This window comes from Staphylococcus sp. IVB6181 (genome assembly GCF_025561445.1).
Taxonomy (GTDB): Bacteria; Bacillota; Bacilli; order Staphylococcales; family Staphylococcaceae; genus Staphylococcus; species Staphylococcus simulans_B.
Genome location: NZ_CP095096.1, coordinates 688,248 through 708,021 on the forward strand (window position 1 = coordinate 688,248; position 19,774 = coordinate 708,021).

Below are 19,774 nucleotides of genomic sequence, written 5' to 3' on the forward strand. Positions count from 1 at the left end.
CATTATAGTAGTTATCGACAAAAATGTAACGCAAATTTTTTGATTGTCTGAGACATTTTCAAAATAAGTGAAAATTGAATTTTGTAAGTGTTATAATAACGTAGCAATAGAGATATTATTAAGAAAAGCGACGGTGCACGAGAGATGAAATTAACGCAAACGCATTTTGAAATTATCAAGTTTATTATTGTAGGCGGCATTAATACATTGAACTATTACATCGTCTATTTATTACTGCTTAAATTAATAGGTGTTAATTACCTTGTCAGTCATATTACAGGGTTCATTGTCAGTTTTGTGATTTCGTATTACTTGAACTGTTACTTTGTCTATAAAGTCAAACCGACATGGAAGAAGTTTATTCAGTTTCCGCTTACACAAGTGGTGAATATGGGGATGCAGACGGTGCTGTTGTATATCTTTGTACAATGGTTTCATATCTCATCAGTCATTGCGCCATTTGCCGGTCTGATCATTACAATACCTGTTACGTTCGTACTTTCTAAATATATTTTAAGAGATTGAATATCCAGTGAGATGTGTATAAAACAACGCATCTCGCTTTTTATTTTTCAAAGGGGAGGATGTGTTCTTAAATTAGGGGAGACTAACTATTAATTTAGCCCAAGAAATAAAAAAATAATTAAAAATGAAAAAATTGAAACCCGCTATAAAATACCGCATACTTAAAATGAATTATACAAAAAGGTGGGACATCCAATGTCGCAAAGTCTGAATTTGAAGCGTGCACAAAAGGGCGCGTATTTAAGTTTAGTAACCTATATTGTTTTATCGGTTGCTAAATATATTGTAGGTACAATCTATCATTCTGCTGCTGTACGTGCAGATGCGTTAAACAATATGACAGATATTCTCGTATCCATTGCGGTGATTGTCGGTTTGAAAATATCTATCAAACCGCCAGACAAAAATCATCCGTATGGTCATTTAAAATCTGAGAATATTGCTTCATTGCTTGTTTCATTCATTATTATGTTTGTCGGGGTACAAGTCATTATTCAAGATTTCCCAAGACTCTTTTTAAATGATTATCATACACCGAATCCTGTTACAATTATTATCAGTTTAATCAGTGGTGCGATTATGTCGGCAGTCGCATTGTATAACTTCAGACTCGCGAAACAAACAAAAAGCCGTTCGCTCCATTCTTCAGCGGTCGATAATATGTCAGACAGTATTGTCAGTTTAGGTACGGGTGTCGGTTTGATCTTTACACAATTCGGTATGCCGATAGTCGATATTATTTTAGCGATTATTCTCGGCTTCTTAATTGTTTATACAGGTTTCTCAATCTTCAGAGAAGCGGTTTTTACATTAAGCGACGGCTTTAATGAAAGAGATTTAGAGACATACCGTCAAGATGTATTAGAAGTATCTGATGTGTTAGCTGTTAAAAGTATCAAAGGCCGTTATCACGGCAGCAGTATCTTTGTGGATGTCACAATTGTAGTTGAACCAGATTTGACGCTTCAAGAAGCACATGAAATCTGCGATCGTGTGGAAACATATATGCATGAACAAGGTGTTTCTTCTGTTTATGTCCACCCAGAACCGTATCATCCAGAAGCAGAGGGACATCATGAAGTGCATAATAAAGATTACAACCATTCTTAATTGAACACATAATTAAAACCCTTAAGTATCGGACTTAAGGGTTTTGTTTATGCGGTATAAGGGTGAATTTTACCACCAATTATTTGCCATTCTGAATTGAATTGCGTTGTCGATAGAGCCGTAACGCTCTTCTGCATATTGGATCATGCCTTTAGTTTGTTCTTCCACTGTGCCTGTACCCCAGTATTCTTTAGTCTGACCTAGACCACTGTAGCCTAACTCATTGACAGCGTCTGGGTTGCCGCTAGATTCAGGCATAACAATGTATTCCCACATTGCTTCTGTGCCGCCTGCTGCGATGAAGCGGTCATGTACAGATTGTGTACTTGTTTGTTCAGCTGCTTGTGCTGTATTTGTATCAGCTTGTACACCGGCAGTTGCTGCTGCAGCGATTGAAAAAGCAGCAAATGATGATAATAATAATTTCTTCATAAAAATATCCTCCTAGACTACTTGTTCACGAATGCTTTAAAAATTCACAAGACCTACTGTATCATTGATTGAAATTAAGCAGGTTACATTGAGTTCACAACTTATTTACTGATTAAATGGAATATAACAACTTGATGACACTGTGTTTCAAAATGTGTCAATTTTGTATTTTTGAAATTCGAGTGAAAAAAGTGAGTATCACAATGGAAAAGTGATAGAATATTATATGAAAAGTGATGTATTCAAATTGAGCGCTTTTCTTAGAAGAAAGGAAGGATAACTATGCCTCAATTAATATTATGCCGACATGGTCAAAGTGTATGGAACGCAGAAAATTTATTTACCGGATGGACAGATGTTGATTTATCTGACCAAGGTAGGGAAGAAGCAACGACTTCAGGTGATCGCTTGAAAGAAGAAGGAATTCAAATCGATGTGGCCTTTACATCTGTATTGGAACGTGCGATTAAAACAACTTACTTCTTATTAGAACGTTCAAACCAATTATTTATCCCTGTTCACAAAACTTGGAGATTAAATGAACGCCATTACGGCGGCTTGCAAGGTTTAAACAAAGACGCTGCACGTCAAGAATTCGGTGAAGAACAAGTGCATATTTGGCGTCGTTCTTATGACATTGCACCTCCAGAAGCAACTCCAGACCAACGTAAAGCTGATTTAGCAGACCGCAAATACAGCGACTTGGATTCACGTGTTGTACCGACTTCAGAAAGCTTGAAAGATACTTTAGCACGTGTAATTCCTTATTGGGACGATGCAATCGCACCAGAATTATTAAAAGGCAAAACTGTGTTAGTTTCAGCTCACGGCAACTCATTACGTGCTTTAATCAAACACATTGAAGGCGTATCTGATGAAGATATCGTAGGCTATGAAATTAAAACAGGTTCACCGCTTATCTATGAACTAGATGATAACTTGAACTTTGTATCTAAAAAATATTTATAATAGAAACAGAACAATCAAAAGACAATGGTGCTTGATTTAGTATCATTGTCTTTTTTTATATGAAAAAGGCCTGAGTCATCTCTATCTAGAGCGGACTCAGGCAATTTAATTTTGCAAATGACCAATAGCGTTTTAAAAGATTCAGACTCATGAAAGTCTAGGATTAAAAGTTTTAGGGAATGTTTTGAAATACTGTTTATATCCAGCTGCAGAGATGCTGACTAGAGCACATATAGGACATAAAGGATTGTGAAAATTAATGTTTAAGGATCATTTGCAAAGTATATGTGAATCTATTATTTGTTATTGCGTTTGTGTGCCTTGATAATCTTTAACGCACGTTTGCGTGTTTTGATATTAGGGCTACTTAAATTACGTCTTGCTGTTGCTAAATCTTGTTTCATTGATTACGCCTCCAATCGTAAATACTATTATGCATGATTAAGGATGATTTGTAAATAGGAATGATTACGATTTAAAAACAAAGGAGGTTAATTAGTGACATAATTGTGAAGATTTTGGATATATAGAGTAGTGAAGAGGTGAGCAAATAGTATTGACGGAAAGGGCTGGGTAGCTTAAAATATAGATTAATCCGATTAGAACAATAAGGATAAAAGGAGAAACGATATGAAGAGAATATTATTGGCGTTATTAACAATTGTAGTTGCGGTTGCTTTGGCTGCTTGCGGCAATGGCAGTGATAAAAAGTCATCAAGCAAAGATGATAAAACTCTTGTAGTTGGAACAGAAGGTACATATGCTCCATTCACTTTCCATGATAAACAAGGAAAATTGACGGGTTATGATATCGATGTAACTAAAGCAGTTGCGAAAGAAATGGGTTACAAAGTCAAATTCAAAGAAACACAATGGGATTCAATGTTTGCTGGATTAGATTCAGGACGTTTTGATGTCATTGCAAACCAAGTAGGTATTAACAAAGACAGAGAGAAAAAATATAAATTCTCTAAACCTTATACTTACTCTAAAGGTGTGTTGGTAGTAGGCGAAAAGAATACTGACATTAAAAGTTTCGACGATGTTAAAGGCAAAAAAATGGCACAAACATTCACTTCTAACTTTGGCGAATTAGCTAAGAAAAAAGGTGCTGAACTTGTTAAAGTAGACGGCTTCAACCAAGCAATGGACTTGATTCAATCTAACCGTGCCGACGGTACATTCAACGATAACTTGTCATACTTAGACTATAAAAAACAAAAACCTAATGCGAAAATCAAAGTGATTGAAGGCAATGCAGAGAAAAGTCAATCTGCGTTCACTGTCTCTAAGAAAACAGATGATAAAACAATCAAAGATGTGAACAAAGCATTAGAAAAATTAGAGAAAAACGGCGAATTAGAAAAAATCGGTAAGAAATGGTTTGGTCAAGATGTTTCTAAACCTTAATGCGATTCTATTAAACGATCAGCAGCAGCACGCATTTGATGCTGCGAAACAAGCATTCTTGCCGATGTTAGAAGGTTTGGTCAAGTATTCCATTCCTATTACACTCGTCACTTTTGTATTAGGTTTGCTGATAGCGCTATTTACAGCTTTAATGCGCATATCAACCAGCAAAGTATTGCGCGGTATTGCACGTGTATATGTTTCGATTATCCGAGGCACACCGATGATCGTACAATTATTCATTATCTTCTATGGTTTGCCGGAACTCGGCAGATTGGTAACGAATAATCCCGATACCCAGTGGACATTACCGTCCGCAATTGCCGCAATCATAGGCCTTTCATTAAATGTCGGTGCCTATGCTTCTGAAATTATCCGAGGCGGTATTTTATCTATTCCAAAAGGACAGACTGAAGCAGCGTATTCTATTGGAATGAATTACAGCCAAACAATCAAACGTATTATTTTGCCTCAAGCTATCAGAGTGTCAGTACCTGCTTTAGGGAACACATTCTTAAGCTTGCTGAAAGATACATCGTTGCTTGGCTTTATCCTTGTTGCTGAGATGTTCAGAAAAGCCCAAGAAGTTGCATCAACAACATATGAATATTTAACAATTTATATTCTTGTTGCCTTAATGTACTGGGTTGTATGCTTTATCATTTCAGTGATTCAGTCATACTATGAAGCTTACTTAGAAAGAGGGTATCGTTCATGATTGAATTAAAGAATGTGAAAAAGTCATTCGGTGACAAAGAAGTTATCAAAGGTGTCGACCTTCATGTAGCAGAAGGCGAAGTCGTTACATTAATCGGGCGTTCTGGTTCAGGCAAGACGACATTGCTTCGTATGATGAATGCTTTAGAGCTGCCGACAGAAGGTCAAGTCTATGTCAACGGCGAAACGTATACGAATAATGATAAGAAGTCGCAAATTCGTGTGCGCAAACAATCAGGAATGGTATTCCAAAACTATAATTTATTCCCGCATAAGACAGCAATCGAAAATGTGATGGAAGGTCTTATAGTTGTAAAGAAATTATCAAAAGGCGAAGCAAGAAAACGTGCTGAACATCTCCTTGAAAAAGTAGGATTAACACACGTTAAGGATCAGCATCCTGGTGCTTTATCCGGTGGTCAGCAACAGCGTGTTGCGATTGCAAGAGCTTTAGCCATGAATCCTAAAGTGATGCTTTTTGATGAACCGACTTCAGCACTTGATCCGGAACTAGTCGTTGAAGTATTGCGTGTAATTAAAGAACTCGCAAAAGAGGGAATGACGATGGTCATCGTGACGCATGAAATGCGTTTTGCGAAAGAAGTATCAGATAAGACGGTCTTTATTAATGAAGGTGTGATTGGTGAAGCCGGTAAGCCTTCAGAGCTTTTCAATCATCCTAAAACACCTGAGTTGCAGAGATTTTTAAATGTGATTCAAGAACAATAAATACTATGAAGTCTTCGGTTAGCAGATAATCGAAGGCTTTTTTATGCTTTTGTTCATCAACTATTGGCAACGCAGTATGTTAGCGTGTATGATGTAGCTTGAGAGTACAAAATGAAGTGATTATAAAAGAAAGTTAGGATTCGATTCGCATCATCAACTATTAAACTCATGAATCGAGGCGTGTATCAATGAAAAAATGGTTCATACTTATCAGTATCATCTTATTAGCTGTAATTGTACAAGGATGTTCGCAAAAAGATCCTGAATTAGAAGGCAAAGGCAGCAAAATTAAAATTATAGAATTTGCGGATTATAAGTGTCCGTATTGCAAGAAGGTAGATAATCAAATCATGCCGAAGCTGCAAAAAGAATATATTGATAAAGGCAAAGCAGAATATCAAATGGTCAACCTTGCATTTTTAGGCAAAGACTCTATTATCGGTTCTCGTGCAGGACATGCGGTACAAATCTATGCACCGAAACAATACCTTGCCTTCCAACATAAAATCTTTAATCAGCAGCCAGATACAAAAGACCATAAAAAGCCATGGATCAATGAAAAGCTGCTAGACAGTTTGATTGATGAATTAGATATATCAGATGAAACGAAAGCAAAGATTAAAAAAGATTATAAAACGAAAGACAGCAAGTCGTATAAAGCCGCAAAACAAGACCAGAAATTTGCGAAAGAGAAAAAGATAGATACGGTCCCTGTCGTTTATATCGATGGCCAAGTAGTAAAAGATCCGTACCATATAAAAGACTATAAAACATTATTAGATGAAAAATAACAAGCAACAGACTGTGCACTGCGTGATAAACGTAGCAGCACAGTCTTTTTTCATGCTTCAACGTTGCATGCTTCTTGTGTTTGATGTAGGTAAGTGATAAAATACCTTGGTACAAAACGTAACAATAACGATTTACAAATATAGATTGAGAGAGATAAAGAAAGGAAGTAATAAGCTATGCAACATTATCGTGTGGCAATTATCGGAGCGGGAGCAGCAGGGATTGGAATGGCCATTGCGTTCCAACAAATCGGCTTAGATGACAATGATATGACAATCATTGATAAAGGCAAGGTTGGACAATCCTTCTTAAATTGGCCGAAGTCTACAAGAACAATTACACCTTCATTTACGACAAATGGATTTGGTATGCCGGATATTAATGCGGTCTCTACTGAGACATCTCCAGCTTATACATTTAATGAAGAACATGTTTCAGGCGCAACATATGCGGATTATTTACAAACGGTCGCACAGCACTACGAATTGCCTGTACAAGAAAATACAGCAGTAGAGAAAATCGACTTTGTGGATGGACATTATGAAATCAATACAGACCAAGGATTGATTACGAGCGAGTATGTCTTTATCGCAACAGGGGACTTCTCATTTGCGCGCAAGCCTTTCAAATATGGTCAACACTACAGCGACGTAGAAGACTTTACTCAAATGCCGGGTGATGAATATGTCATTATCGGCGGTAACGAAAGTGCGTTTGATGCTGCAATCTGTATGGCAGAACAAGGTAAACAAGTTAAAATCTATACGCACTCAACAGGTTTAGATGATAAACATGCAGATCCAAGTATCCGATTATCTCCTTATACGCAGCAGCGTCTGCGCAAAATCGTTGAAAACGGCGCAGAAATCGAATTGAATGTCGGCTACACAGCTTCTAAAGTCACTTACTCTGATATGGATAAAAAGTATGTCGTGCAATTCAACAACGGCAAACAAGCAACATCTAAAAACGAACCGATTCTTGCGACTGGATTTGATGCGACGACGAATCCTCTAGTCCAACAGCTCTTCAGTACACATGATGGTGAAATCGAACTTACAGAAGATGATGAATCTACACGTTACCCGAATGTGTTCATGATTGGACCGACAGTACGTCATGCGGATGCAATTTTATGCTATATCTATAAATTCCGTGCACGCTTTGCGGTATTAGCCGCAACAGTTTTAGAACGCGAAGCATTAGAAATTAATGAAGAAGCGGTAGAAGTGTACAAAGACAACAAAATGTTCCTTGATGATTACAGCTGTTGCGAAGTGGACTGCTCATGCTAGAAGTTAAATTCAATTTAGCAACAGGGCAGTATACTTCGATTCCTGACACACAGCATACATTGAAATTAACAGGTTTCAACAAATTAACAACTGCGCAGCAATTTTTGCTGCGCCAGTTTATTCTTAAGCAGCAAGTCAACGCTTCACCGTATCACGCTGTAACATCTGATTCGAAAACGACACAATCAGATATAAGAAAATTAAAAGCTTACGTAGAAGAAAGCCGTCAGCACCAGCCTAAGTTTCACGATACACTTTTAGGCTGGCTGATTATTTTCTTAATGTTTGCGCTGCCGATTTTTTTGGCGTATCACTTCTCAGATTGGCTTCAAAGCAATTATGTATCATTTTGGATTGAAATGATGATGCATCGTGCCCATACTTCTATTCATTGGATTGACCAAGTCCTTTATGGAGATTACGGTGTATTATCGCTTGGTATTTATTCACTCGTTTGGGCATTGCCGGTTGTCGTGATGATAGGGATTTCAACGGCAGTTATTGATCAAACACAGCTCAAACAGTTTGTTGTATGGTCGATTGAACCGACGATGCGCAAAGTAGGCTTAGACGGTCAAGATATTATTCCGGTACTTGAAGGCTTCGGTTGTAATGCGGCTGCGATTACACAAGCCAACAGTCAGTGCAGTGCATGTACAAAAGAAAATTGTATGAGTATTATCAGCTTCGGCTCATCGTGCAGTTATCAAATCGGCGCAACGTTATCGATTTTCAGTGCAGCACAACACTCATGGCTGTTTGTACCCTATCTGCTGTTAGTATTTATCGGAGGTATTATCCATAATAAATTATGGTATCGCAACAAGACACAATTTCATGTTACGCCTCCGATTTACCGTAATAAACTGCAATGGCCGAAACTAAAACCCTTGTTACAACAGATCTGGGGTACGATTGAAATGTTCTTACTCCAAGCTTTACCTATCTTTATCGGTATTTGTATTGTTGTCAGCTTGTTATCACTGACACCGATACTGAAAATCATTGCTTTGGTCTTTACACCATTGCTTTATCTGCTTCATATTCCAGATAGTATGGCACCAGGTATTTTATTCTCAATGATTCGTAAAGACGGCATGCTGCTGTTCAACTTCGGCAATGGAGCTGTCTTGCAATCATTAACACCTGCAAGCTTGCTTGTATTAGTCTTCTTCAGTTCAACATTCTCATCATGTATGGTTACAGTATCTATGATGGCGAAACATTTAGGACTGAAAAAGAGCGGTGCCCTTATCGGCAGACAAATGGCCACATCAATCGGTTTGACTTTAGTAATTGCGTTGCTCGCAGGTGTCTTAATTTAAACAAGTACTATAATCTTTGATAAGAAAGAGGCGTAGTAATGGATATAATTATTATCGGAGGCTTTTTAGGCGGCGGTAAAACAACGACTTTAAATCACTTGATTCAAAAGGCTTTAAATCAATCTATGCAGCCGGCAGTCATTATGAATGATTTTGGACAGGCAAGTGTCGACAGCTACTTAGTCGATCAATCTGTGCCGATGGATGAGATGATAGATGGATGTATCTGCTGTGCGATGAAAGCAGATGTTTCTAAACAGCTGCATCAGCTTTATTTACAATATCAGCCAGATGTTGTGTTCGTAGAATGCAGCGGTGTTGCAGAAACACAATCTGTGATTGACGCATGTTTAACACCTGTATTGGCACCGATTTCTAACATAGCAAGTGTCATCGGTGTGGTAGATGCATCGCTGTATCATCGCATTGACAACTATCCAGGGGACATGCAGAAGTTGTATTATGATCAACTGACGTATTGTTCGCATTTATGGGTGAATAAAATCGACTTGTGCGAACCGGATCAAATTGCAGAGATATTGTCTGATTTGAATGTCTTGAATGATGGTGCTGAAATTTCAGTAGGTACTTATGGACAGTTAGATTCTCAAACATTATTTTCACATCAAGCCGCCTCTATTGTACCGACACAAAAGGATGCGGATGCTTGTGCACATACACCGCACCATCAAGGTATCGGCCATCGTTATTTTGAATGTGTACATACGGTGGAACTAGAGGATTTAGTAAGATGGTTTGAAACATTGCCGCAATCGACTTATCGTGTGAAAGGATTTGTACAGCTGGCTGAACATCCGGATGTCCACTTGGTTCAATATGCGGCAGGACAATTAGAAATAGAACCGATACAGTTGGAAAATCTGGTGGACCGTTATTTAGTGGTCATCGGCAGTGATTTAAATCAAATAGAAACACCCAGCTTTTAACGCTGCACACGCTATCCAATCCGATAGCGTGTTTTTTCATACTTTCGTCACGTATAAATAGAAATGAAACGGGTATTTTAAAAATGGACCAAAGAAATGAACCTAAACGCTTGATATATAAAATATATGTAGTATACTAAGTATACAGATAAAAATTGGAGGTTTGTTTTATGACTAAATTTACTTTTGATGCAGCACATTCTTCTATCGGATTCCAAGTGAAACACTTAATGGTTTCTAAAGTGAAAGGCGGATTCGATTCATTCAACGTTGAATTATCAGGTGACTTAAATGACTTCAGTTCACTTAAAGGTGAAGCTGTAATTGATGTAAAATCAATCAATACTAACCAAGAAGACAGAGATAACCACTTACGTACAAACGATTTCTTCGGTGCAGATGAATATCCGGAAATCAAATTCGTAATCAAAGAAGCTTCTGAAAACAAAGTAACTGGTGATTTAACAATCAAAGGTGAAACACACGAAGAAACTTTCGATGTTGAATACGACGGCGTAAGCAAAAACCCATTAAACGATACAAACGTAGCTGGTTTCACAGTGTCAGGCAAAGTTGACCGTGAAAAATACGGCATGAGCTTTAACCAAAAATTAGAAACAGGCGGCGTATTAATCGGTAAAGATGTTAAATTCGAAGCAGACGTAGAATTTATCGTTGAAGACTAATTAATTATAGATATACTGGAATGCAGCAAGGGCTGTATTCCAGTTTTTTTATGTTTTGTTTTTATTACGGGAATGATTGGCAAATTGACTGGGAATATATACATAATAGAAGTATCCACTTTAACAGACAAAGGAGTCATGAATCATGACAGTAACGAGAAAAGGTAATCAAATCATCGGTACACGTACATTTGAAGCAAGTATTCAAAATGTATTCAATGCCTATACAACTAAAGAAAAGTTTGAACAATGGTTCTTTCCTAAAGGCGGATCATTGAAAGTATATGAATTTAATCCAAAACCAGGCGGAAAGAATTTCTTTAAAATTCAAATGCCTGATGCAGAAAGCTACACCGTTCAGCAATATGATGAAATTGAAGCACCGCATAAAATTATCTATCATGACTATTTTGCGGATGAAAAAGGCAATATCAATCCGGATATGAATGGAATGCGTGTGGAACTGTATCTTACATCTAAAGGCAGTTCGACGACAGAAGTGAAGTCTGTTTCTGTAATGCCTTCAGAAGAAGCGGCTAAACAATTAATGGAAATGGGTGTCGAACAAGGCATGGAAAGTACGCTGGAACAGTTAGAGGAATTGCTGAAAAGGTAGTGGGGGATTCCCTGATTTACGGCTTTTGACATATTTATCGGGGCTTAAAAGTGCTACACTGACTATGTAATCTAAAAGAGGTGAAAAGCATGAACGAACGTTATGTCAAAGTCGTAATTCTTTACGTATTAAGTACATTGATTCCATCTGCAGTCTTTCCGTCAAAATGTTTCTCTAATAGTGCATTGAGATGGTTCTTGCGTACCGTAGCAGGTTGCGGTATCTTCTCAGCTGGATTGAAATGGATGGTTAAACGTAAAGCGCAAAAAAATGCTTAATAGGTCAATGAATACTGCCGGGACAGTGCATATGCTGTTCCGGTTCTTTTTGGTTAATGTTTTGTACTCTCTTTAATTCTAACTGAATTTATCGTTAAGATAAATTTAATTCGATTAACATATATCAACACATTATTAATAAATTGTATAGGGAAAAATTTAAAATAAGGGTATGCATAGACTTAATTTAATAATATACTAGATGTATCTCAATGAGTGGATTGGAGGAAAGTAAGTCTATGGGCATGAAAAATCTTAAAACAGTAGAAGATACATACGCTTCACGCCAAACGATGGACGCAGTAGTCGGCTCGTCTCAAATGAAAGCCGTCATGTTAGAGAAAACGCCAGTGCGTTATTTCTTTAAAGCAATGATGTCAGGTTTCTTATTATCTATTGTCGCAGTCTTTATGCTTGCGATGAAAACACAACATACAGGTTTGAATGAAGGTGCAATCAACTTTATCGGTGCGGTTTCATTCAGTTTAGCCTTAGTATTAATCGTACTTACACAATCAGAACTATTAACAAGTAATTTCATGTATATGACAGCGGGCGCTTATTATAAATCAGTGCCTATCGGTAAAATCATTTGGTTATTCGTCTTTTGTTTTATCGGTAATATTGTGGGCGGATTTGTATTATTCGGTTTAATGAAGTTTACGCATGTAATGACACCGGAAATGATTAAAGCTTTAACAGGTATCGTGGATAAGAAAACAACTTTAGGAACTTGGGAAGGTATTTTAGTAAAAGGGATCTTCGCAAACTTCTTTATCAACATCGGTATCTATGTTTCAATGCAATTCAAAGACGGCTTATCTAAAGCATTCTTTATTGCATGCGGTGTTGTAGTCTTCGTGTTTATGGGATATGAGCACGTTGTATACAATGCGAACTTATTCTCAGGTATGATGTTTTATAATATCGGCGCATTATCTTGGTTAGACGTATTGAAAAATATTGTCTTTGCCTTTATCGGAAACTATATCGGCGGCGGTATTTTCGTAGGTTTGCTTTATGCATTCTTTAACGGTAAACGTAATCGTTATATTGAAGAACAAAAATAAACAGATTTCAGTTTTTACCGAGAAATTATTATTTTGAACAATCAAAACACATAAATAGTTGCATTATGTTAGGGAATCCCCTCAAGATTAAACTAAGGGGATTCCCTATTTTTATTAGAATTTTGTGAATGCATTCACATTAATACAAAAATTAAGGTACAATGCATATAAAGGGGGGAAATGCATATGACACAAACAATTGTCGTTATGCATGGAATGAGACGCGGTAAACAAAACCAATTATTGATGGAGGAGTTAGATAGGGTCGCAAGTCAAATTGACGGTACGTTTGATGTGGCATTTATTGAAAGCGATGAGCTTTCATTGCCTCAAATCATCCGCAAACATTTGTGGGAAGGCGAAACATCATTTGTGATTGTTCCGTTATTGCTGTTTTCGGGTAGACATTATTTACAAGACTTGCCGAAAGTGATGCATGAAATGCAGCTGATGTTTCCAAGTATTACGTATGAAATTCGTCAGCCCCTTTGCGATCATCCGAGCCTGACAAAATGGGTCAATCAGCGTATTGAAGCATGGTCAGATGCCCATACACCAGGCTCCGCTATTATACTTATTGGTCACGGCAGTCCGATTGTGACTGAACCAGACGATGAAATCGATACGTTAGCAGCACAAATTACGACAGAACTGCCGGTTTACACTATGATGTTTTACGGTAATAAACTATATGAAGATTTATTACCGCAAATGAAAGACAATTACGATCAGCTCTATGTGATACCTATTTTCTTCTATAACGGTTTCTTAGTAAACAAAATTAAGAAGAAAATCAATGCTATTAAAGGGGAGTCTGATATCACAATTGCCGATGCGTTGAATTTTGAACCTGAGTTAGACGAGATGTTAATTGATAGATTGAATCAGAAAGAGGCGGTTTAAATGTATTATCCTATACAACTAGACTTATCTAAAAAGCATGCAGTACTTGTAGGCGGCGGCAGAATAGGATATCGCAAGTTTAAACAACTTGCTAAAGCGAATTGCGGAGATGTAACAGTCATTTCTAAATCTTTTTTGCCAGAATTTTTTGAAGAGTCTTACCCTAATATGAAACTCATTACTAAAGACTACGATAAAGAAGACATTGCCGATGCGGATGTTGTCATTATTGCGACAGATTCGCCAGAAATCAATGATCAAATCAAAAAAGATACGACACCGAATCAACTTGTGAATCATACCGGGGATAAAGAACGCTCTGACTTTTTCAACATGAAAGAATTTGATTTTGAAGACTTGTCTATCAGTGTCCGCTCTAATGGCGGAGCTTATAAAAAGGCGAAGAAAGCAGCTCAAGCCATTCAGGAATTTTTAGAGAGAGAATACGGGAGGGAATAGGGATGTCAAAACAAAAATTAGTCATGATCGGTAACGGCATGGCCGGTGTCAGAACTATTGAAGAGATATTAGAACGAAATTCAGATAAATTTGAAATTACGATTATAGGTAAAGAACCATATCCTAACTATAACCGCATTATGTTATCCAACATTTTGCAAAAGAAAATGTCGGTAGATGAAACTATCATGAACCCTTATTCATGGTATGAAGAAAACAACATTACATTAATTACAGGAGAGCGTGCAACAGGCGTTAACCGTGAAAAGCAATTAGTTATGACTGAAAAAGGAAAAGAAATTCCTTATGATGTATGTATTTTTGCGACAGGTTCGAATGCTTTTGTTTTACCGCTTCCAGGCCACGACTTACCAAGTGTCATCGGCTGGCGTACAATTGAAGATACAGAACGTATGATTGAAATTGCGCAAACGAAAAAAGAAGCTATCGTCATCGGCGGCGGCTTGCTTGGTTTAGAATGTGCCAGAGGTTTGCTGGACCAAGGCATGAACGTTACAGTGGTACACTTAGCTGATTGGTTAATGGAAATGCAGCTGGACCGTCAAGCAGGCGAAATGCTGCGTGAAGATTTAGAAAGACAAGGTATGCGCTTTGAATTAGGTGCGAATACTAAAGAAATTCTTGGTGAAACTGACGTTGAAGGTATCCGCTTAGCAGACGGCAAAGAATTACCAGCTGATTTAGTAGTCATGGCTGTAGGGATTCGTCCCTTCGTACAAGAAGCGAAAGACTCTGGTTTAGAGGTTGAACGCGGTATTGTTGTAGATGACTTTATGCGTACTAGCGATGAAAACATCTATGCAGTGGGTGAATGTGCGCAGCATAACGGTAAAGTTTACGGCTTAGTTGCGCCGTTATATGAGCAAGGCAAAGTGTTAGCGGATTACTTAACAGACCGCGAAACAGAAGGCTACAAATGTTCAACAACATTTACTTCATTGAAAGTATCTGGCTGCGACTTATACAGTGCTGGTCAAATTCAAGAAGATGAAGAAGTTGAAGGCGTTGAAATCTACAACAGTCAAGATCATGTCTACAAAAAAATCTTCTTAAAAGGCGAACGTGTTGTAGGTGCAGTATTATATGGCGACACAGATGATGGTACACGTTTCTTCAATATGATGAAAAAACGCGAATCTATCGAAGACTACACACTAGTATCTCTATTAAGCAAAGCAGGCGAAGAAGACGGCTTGTCTGTTGTGGATATGGATAACGAAGAAACTATTTGCGGATGTAACGGTGTGACAAAAGGTACAATCGTCAACGCGATTGTAGAAGATGGATTAACATCTGTAGCAGAAGTCACAAAAGCTACAAAAGCAGGCAACTCTTGCGGTAAGTGTAAACCGCAAATCGGTGAATTATTAGAACATACATTAGGCGGTGCGTTTGTCGCATCTAAACCTGCAGGTATTTGCGAATGTACTGATTTGACACGTGATCAAATCGTAACGCAAATCCGTGCCAAAGTCCTTAAAACATCTAAAGAAGTACGTAATGTACTTGGATGGAAAACAGAAGGCGGTTGTCCGAAGTGCCGTCCTGCTATCAACTACTACTTGAACATGATTTATCCAAATGAACACGAAGATGAAAAAGCATCTCGTTTCGCAAACGAACGTTACCACGCGAACATTCAAAATGACGGTACATTCTCAGTCATCCCGCAAATGCGCGGCGGTGTAACGAACCCTGATCAATTGATCCGTTTAGGTGAAGTTGCGAAGAAATATGATGTACCATTGGTGAAAGTAACTGGTTCGCAGCGTATCGGTTTATACGGTATTAAGAAAGAAGACTTGCCGAAAGTATGGAAAGATTTAGGCATGCGTTCAGCATCTGCTTATGCGAAGAAAACACGTTCTGTTAAGAGCTGTGTAGGTAAAGAATTCTGCCGTTTCGGTACACAATATACAACACGTCTCGGTATTCGTTTGGAGAAAACATTCGAATATATTGATACACCGCATAAATTCAAAATGGGTGTTTCTGGTTGTCCAAGAAGCTGTGTAGAATCAGGCGTTAAAGACTTCGGTGTAATCGGTGTAGAAAACGGATTCCAAATCTATGTCGGCGGCAACGGCGGTACTGAAGTGGTGAAAGGTCAATTCTTAACAACAGTGGAAACTGAAGATGATGTTATCAAACTTTGCGGTGCCTACATGCAGTATTACCGTGAAACAGGTATTTACACTGAACGTACAGCACCTTGGTTAGAAAGAATGGGCTTTGATGTAGTTAAAGACTATGTACTGAACAAAGAAAACCAAGACGCATTATACGAACGTATCATGGAAGCGAAACGTGCAGTTGAACAAGAGCCATGGTCTGAAATTGTGAATGATCGCGAAGATCAAAAAATCTTTGAAGTAGAGAAGGTGTAAGGATGCATACGTTAGAAAAAATTAAAGTAGCGGCGTTAGATGACTTAACACCCTTAATCGGTAAAAAAGTCATTGTTAAAGATAAACAAATCGGATTGTTCCTCACAGAAGACGGTACAATTCATGCCATCAATAATGTGTGTCCGCATAAACAAGGGCCATTATCTGAAGGTACAGTGGCAGGACATACTGTGTTCTGTCCGCTTCACGACTCTCAAATCGACTTGAAAACAGGTCTTGTCCAAGATCCTGACGAAGGTTGTGTTGAAGTCTATACAGTAGAAGTTGAAGATGGAGATGTGTATTTATGGCTGTAAGCACGACCGGTCATGTGTATTTGGTCGGTGCAGGGCCAGGCAATCCTAACCTATTAACACGAAAAGCAGAACATCTGATTCGTACTGCAGATATTGTGTTGTATGACCGTTTAGTCAATCCGTTCATTTTACAACTGGCGGCACCTGGAATTGAAATTGTGGATGTCGGCAAGAAGCCGTACAGCCGCCATATTCAACAAGGTGAAATCAATGACATTATTGTAGAAGCAGCATATAAACATCAAAAGGTCGTACGTTTAAAAGGCGGCGACCCTGCGATATTTGCGCGTGTACAAGAGGAAGTAGAAGTATTGAAATCACATCAGATTCCATGTGAAATTGTGCCGGGGATTACGACTGCCAGTGCAGCTGCTGCAGCATTAGGTATCGGGTTAACCAGCCGCAATATTTCTAAAAGTGTCACGTTTACAATAGGAAGTTTCAAAGATTCTCAAGAACAAGAAATCGATATTGCGTCACTAATCGATGGCGGCACACTTGCAATTTATATGGGCATTAAACGTCTGCATACGATTATCAGCCAAATTTATAAACAAGTCGGCAAAGACTATCCGATTTGCGCAATCTTCAATGTTTCTTATTCGAATCAAGTGGTGATTCAAGGGAAACTTTCGACAATTGAAGATGATGTCAGAGAGGCAGCACCTGACGATGCGCCGGGTATTTTACTCGTTGGAGATGCGATGGCACTTACAGACGGTCCGACGTTTATTGAAACGGATCATCTGCCGGAATACTTCGGCAAACAATGTATTGTCACAGGAGACAGAGAAGCCGCAATCAATAAAGCATTTGAAATTTATGATGCTGGCGGCTATGCGATGATTGATCCGAATACAGGTGATGAATATCACCAAAGCCAGTTGGATTTAATCTATCGCTTTATGCAGATGGATGATATTACTGAAATTATTAAAGCTTAGTTACTGAACCGCTGAGCACACAAGACTAAAATTGAATTCAATATGTATAAAAGGACCGTGTACCTAGGTGAAATCCTAAGTATACGGTCCTTTCGTTCTATCAATAGTGATCTATTATTAAAGCTTGTCTGTTACTCCGCGTTTTCTTTTGTTAATGCGGCTTCTGCGTTTGCTTCTCTTTCTTGCATTTTATGAATATGGCCTTCGCCCCAGCTGCAAAGTGAAGTTAAGATATTGTTTAAGCTTGTGCCGTAGTCAGAGAGTTCATATTCGACTTTCGGCGGAATCTGTTGATACACAATGCGGTTGATAATTTGATCGTGTTCTAATTCTCTTAATTGCTGCGTTAACATTTTCTGTGTGATTTGAGGAATAGCACGTTTTAGTTCTGAGGTACGCATTGTTCCTTCATCTTTTAAATGACATAGAATAACAGGCTTCCATTTGCCTCCGATAACATCAATTGTTGCTTCTACACCGATATTATAATCTTTCATAGTTTCACGTCCTTTTTATAGGTACTTTTTGGTGCCTATAGTACTTTCAGGTACTTATAGCACAATAAAGTACGTACTTCCCAAAAAGAAACTCTGGTTTTATAATCAGATTAACTCAAAAAAAGGAAAGGATTTTGAAGATGAATAAAAATCGATTTGCCATACTTGCTTTAGCGGTTTCAGCCTTTGCCATCGGGATGACAGAATTTATCAGTGTTGGTTTATTACCTCTGATCCAACAAGAATATAATATTACTATCGCATTAGCAGGGTTGACGGTTTCTATGTATGCTATCGGTGTAACAATCGGTGCACCGCTGCTTACGCCATTAACGAATAAAATGAAAAGAAAACATTTGCTTTTGGGGATAATGCTGGTATTTATTATCGCAAATGGTTTAGCAGTTTTTTCAGTAACATTCGGTATGCTTTTGGCGATGCGTATTTTATCAGCGCTGATGCACGGGGTGTTCATGAGTGTAGCTACAGCAATCGCCAGCGACTTGGTTACACCGGATAAACGTTCTAGTGCGATTGCGATGATGTTTACCGGACTTACAGTTGCGACGATTACAGGGGTTCCCTTCGGAACATGGATTGGTCAGCAATTCGGTTGGCAAATGTCATTCATTGCGATAGCCTTCATCGGTTTATTAAGCTTAATCGCAAACTTGATTTTTGTGCCGAGCGACTTGACAGAATATGATCAAGCACCTATGTCGGTACAATTGAAAGTTTTCAAGAATAAATCATTATTAATGGTCTATTTGATTACAGCTTTAGGTTATGGCGGTACGTTTGTAGTTTATACGTATTTAACAACACTATTAACTCAATCTATGGGGTATAGTGATTCTGCAGTTGTGGTTATTTTAATCTTTTACGGTGTGATGGTTGCGATAGGCAATACATTAGGCGGTAAATTGACAAACACACAACCTGTACGTGCATTGATCGGTATCTTTGTGATGCAGGCACTGATTTTATTAATTGTAGGCTTTACAGCGCACTTGCATATTTTAGGACTGTTATCTGTAATGTTGATGGGCTTGTTCGCATTTATGAATGTGCCTGGTTTGCAGTTGATTGTCGTGCTGTTAGCTGAAAAAGATAATCCTGCGACGGTTAACTTTGCATCTAGTATCAATATTTCCGCCTTTAATATCGGTATTACATTAGGCTCAGTCATCGGCGGATATGTATTAGAACAATTCTCTATCGGCGCAACACCATACTTCGGTTTTGCGATGGTAATTATCGCAAGTATCTTCATGTATTGGCTTTACAAACAACCTAAAGTAGAAACAGCAGTTTAATAATAGAAAGAAAACATATTAAGGAGTGT

Annotated in this window: 23 protein-coding genes; 20 read left to right on the forward strand and 3 right to left on the reverse strand. The window is 38.2% G+C overall.

Translation table 11 applies throughout. From position 1 onward, the window contains the following. Positions 1-144: 144 nt before the first annotated feature. Positions 145-525, forward strand: a complete 381-nt coding sequence (locus MUA90_RS02955) for a GtrA family protein (protein ID WP_262588248.1) — start codon at positions 145-147, stop codon at positions 523-525. A gap of 195 nt (positions 526-720) precedes the next feature. Further along, a complete protein-coding gene (locus MUA90_RS02960) occupies positions 721-1,635 on the forward strand; it encodes a cation diffusion facilitator family transporter (protein ID WP_262588250.1) in 915 nt (304 codons plus the stop codon). Positions 1,636-1,704: 69 nt separating this feature from the next. Here MUA90_RS02960 and MUA90_RS02965 read toward each other — a convergent pair whose 3' ends face one another. Then, positions 1,705-2,067, reverse strand: coding sequence for an aggregation-promoting factor C-terminal-like domain-containing protein (locus MUA90_RS02965; protein WP_262588252.1), 363 nt, complete (start codon positions 2,065-2,067; stop codon positions 1,705-1,707). A 282-nt stretch (positions 2,068-2,349) separates the two neighbouring features. Here MUA90_RS02965 and MUA90_RS02970 point away from each other — a divergent pair, with 282 nt between their 5' ends. Continuing rightward, on the forward strand, positions 2,350-3,036 hold the full coding sequence (locus MUA90_RS02970) for a 2,3-diphosphoglycerate-dependent phosphoglycerate mutase (protein ID WP_262588253.1): 687 nt from the start codon (positions 2,350-2,352) through the stop codon (positions 3,034-3,036). Between the two features lie 296 nt (positions 3,037-3,332). On the opposite strand, the gene MUA90_RS02975 is transcribed toward MUA90_RS02970, so the two are convergent. Continuing rightward, positions 3,333-3,440, reverse strand: a complete 108-nt coding sequence (locus tag MUA90_RS02975) for a putative metal homeostasis protein (RefSeq protein WP_002479749.1) — start codon at positions 3,438-3,440, stop codon at positions 3,333-3,335. Positions 3,441-3,666: 226 nt separating this feature from the next. Here MUA90_RS02975 and MUA90_RS02980 point away from each other — a divergent pair, with 226 nt between their 5' ends. The 16 genes from MUA90_RS02980 (at position 3,667) to cobA (ending at position 17,932) form a co-directional block, all read left to right on the forward strand. Next, on the forward strand, positions 3,667-4,446 hold the full coding sequence (locus tag MUA90_RS02980; RefSeq protein WP_262588254.1) for an amino acid ABC transporter substrate-binding protein: 780 nt from the start codon (positions 3,667-3,669) through the stop codon (positions 4,444-4,446). Further along, a complete protein-coding gene (locus MUA90_RS02985) occupies positions 4,430-5,164 on the forward strand; it encodes an amino acid ABC transporter permease (protein ID WP_105993147.1) in 735 nt (244 codons plus the stop codon). Before MUA90_RS02980 ends, MUA90_RS02985 begins: the two co-directional genes overlap by 17 nt. Next, positions 5,161-5,892 carry an amino acid ABC transporter ATP-binding protein gene (locus MUA90_RS02990; RefSeq protein WP_262588256.1) on the forward strand — a complete coding sequence of 244 codons (732 nt, stop codon included), beginning with the start codon at positions 5,161-5,163 and terminating at the stop codon, positions 5,890-5,892. Before MUA90_RS02985 ends, MUA90_RS02990 begins: the two co-directional genes overlap by 4 nt. Positions 5,893-6,080: 188 nt before the next feature. After that, positions 6,081-6,683 carry a DsbA family protein gene (locus MUA90_RS02995; RefSeq protein ID WP_262588258.1) on the forward strand — a complete coding sequence of 201 codons (603 nt, stop codon included), beginning with the start codon at positions 6,081-6,083 and terminating at the stop codon, positions 6,681-6,683. A 177-nt stretch (positions 6,684-6,860) separates the two neighbouring features. Next, positions 6,861-7,979, forward strand: coding sequence for an NAD(P)/FAD-dependent oxidoreductase (locus MUA90_RS03000; protein ID WP_262588260.1), 1,119 nt, complete (start codon positions 6,861-6,863; stop codon positions 7,977-7,979). Further along, entirely contained in the window at positions 7,973-9,304 is a 1,332-nt protein-coding gene (locus MUA90_RS03005; RefSeq protein WP_262588262.1) for a nucleoside recognition domain-containing protein, read from the forward strand. Before MUA90_RS03000 ends, MUA90_RS03005 begins: the two co-directional genes overlap by 7 nt. 38 nt (positions 9,305-9,342) lie before the next feature. Beyond that, entirely contained in the window at positions 9,343-10,251 is a 909-nt protein-coding gene (locus MUA90_RS03010; RefSeq protein WP_262588263.1) for a CobW family GTP-binding protein, read from the forward strand. A 170-nt stretch (positions 10,252-10,421) separates the two neighbouring features. Next, entirely contained in the window at positions 10,422-10,937 is a 516-nt protein-coding gene (locus tag MUA90_RS03015) for a YceI family protein (protein WP_262588265.1), read from the forward strand. 145 nt (positions 10,938-11,082) lie between these two features. Beyond that, entirely contained in the window at positions 11,083-11,553 is a 471-nt protein-coding gene (locus tag MUA90_RS03020; RefSeq protein WP_262588266.1) for an SRPBCC family protein, read from the forward strand. An 89-nt stretch (positions 11,554-11,642) separates the two neighbouring features. Then, positions 11,643-11,831, forward strand: a complete 189-nt coding sequence (locus MUA90_RS03025; RefSeq protein ID WP_262588267.1) for a hypothetical protein — start codon at positions 11,643-11,645, stop codon at positions 11,829-11,831. A 239-nt stretch (positions 11,832-12,070) separates the two neighbouring features. Then, a complete protein-coding gene (locus MUA90_RS03030) occupies positions 12,071-12,901 on the forward strand; it encodes a formate/nitrite transporter family protein (RefSeq protein WP_262588269.1) in 831 nt (276 codons plus the stop codon). A 186-nt stretch (positions 12,902-13,087) separates the two neighbouring features. Continuing rightward, on the forward strand, positions 13,088-13,804 hold the full coding sequence (locus MUA90_RS03035) for a sirohydrochlorin chelatase (protein WP_262588271.1): 717 nt from the start codon (positions 13,088-13,090) through the stop codon (positions 13,802-13,804). Continuing rightward, positions 13,805-14,263 (forward strand): precorrin-2 dehydrogenase/sirohydrochlorin ferrochelatase family protein, encoded by a 459-nt coding sequence (locus tag MUA90_RS03040; RefSeq protein WP_262588273.1) that lies wholly within the window; start codon positions 13,805-13,807, stop codon positions 14,261-14,263. It begins immediately after the preceding gene. 2 nt (positions 14,264-14,265) lie between these two features. Then, positions 14,266-16,671 (forward strand): nitrite reductase large subunit NirB, encoded by a 2,406-nt coding sequence (gene nirB, locus MUA90_RS03045; RefSeq protein ID WP_262588274.1) that lies wholly within the window; start codon positions 14,266-14,268, stop codon positions 16,669-16,671. A 2-nt stretch (positions 16,672-16,673) separates the two neighbouring features. Further along, positions 16,674-16,988: a nitrite reductase small subunit NirD gene (nirD, locus tag MUA90_RS03050; RefSeq protein ID WP_002479734.1), complete on the forward strand. Its 315-nt coding sequence runs from the start codon at positions 16,674-16,676 to the stop codon at positions 16,986-16,988. Beyond that, complete coding sequence (gene cobA / locus MUA90_RS03055) at positions 16,979-17,932, forward strand: uroporphyrinogen-III C-methyltransferase (protein ID WP_262588275.1); 954 nt, start codon at positions 16,979-16,981, stop codon at positions 17,930-17,932. The genes nirD and cobA overlap by 10 nt, the downstream gene beginning before the upstream one ends. A 131-nt stretch (positions 17,933-18,063) precedes the next feature. On the opposite strand, the gene MUA90_RS03060 is transcribed toward cobA, so the two are convergent. After that, on the reverse strand, positions 18,064-18,429 hold the full coding sequence (locus MUA90_RS03060) for a winged helix-turn-helix transcriptional regulator (protein WP_105993161.1): 366 nt from the start codon (positions 18,427-18,429) through the stop codon (positions 18,064-18,066). A 140-nt stretch (positions 18,430-18,569) separates the two neighbouring features. Between MUA90_RS03060 and MUA90_RS03065 the strand changes: the two genes are divergently transcribed. After that, complete coding sequence (locus MUA90_RS03065; protein WP_262588277.1) at positions 18,570-19,745, forward strand: MFS transporter; 1,176 nt, start codon at positions 18,570-18,572, stop codon at positions 19,743-19,745. The last annotated feature ends 29 nt before the right edge of the window (positions 19,746-19,774 follow it).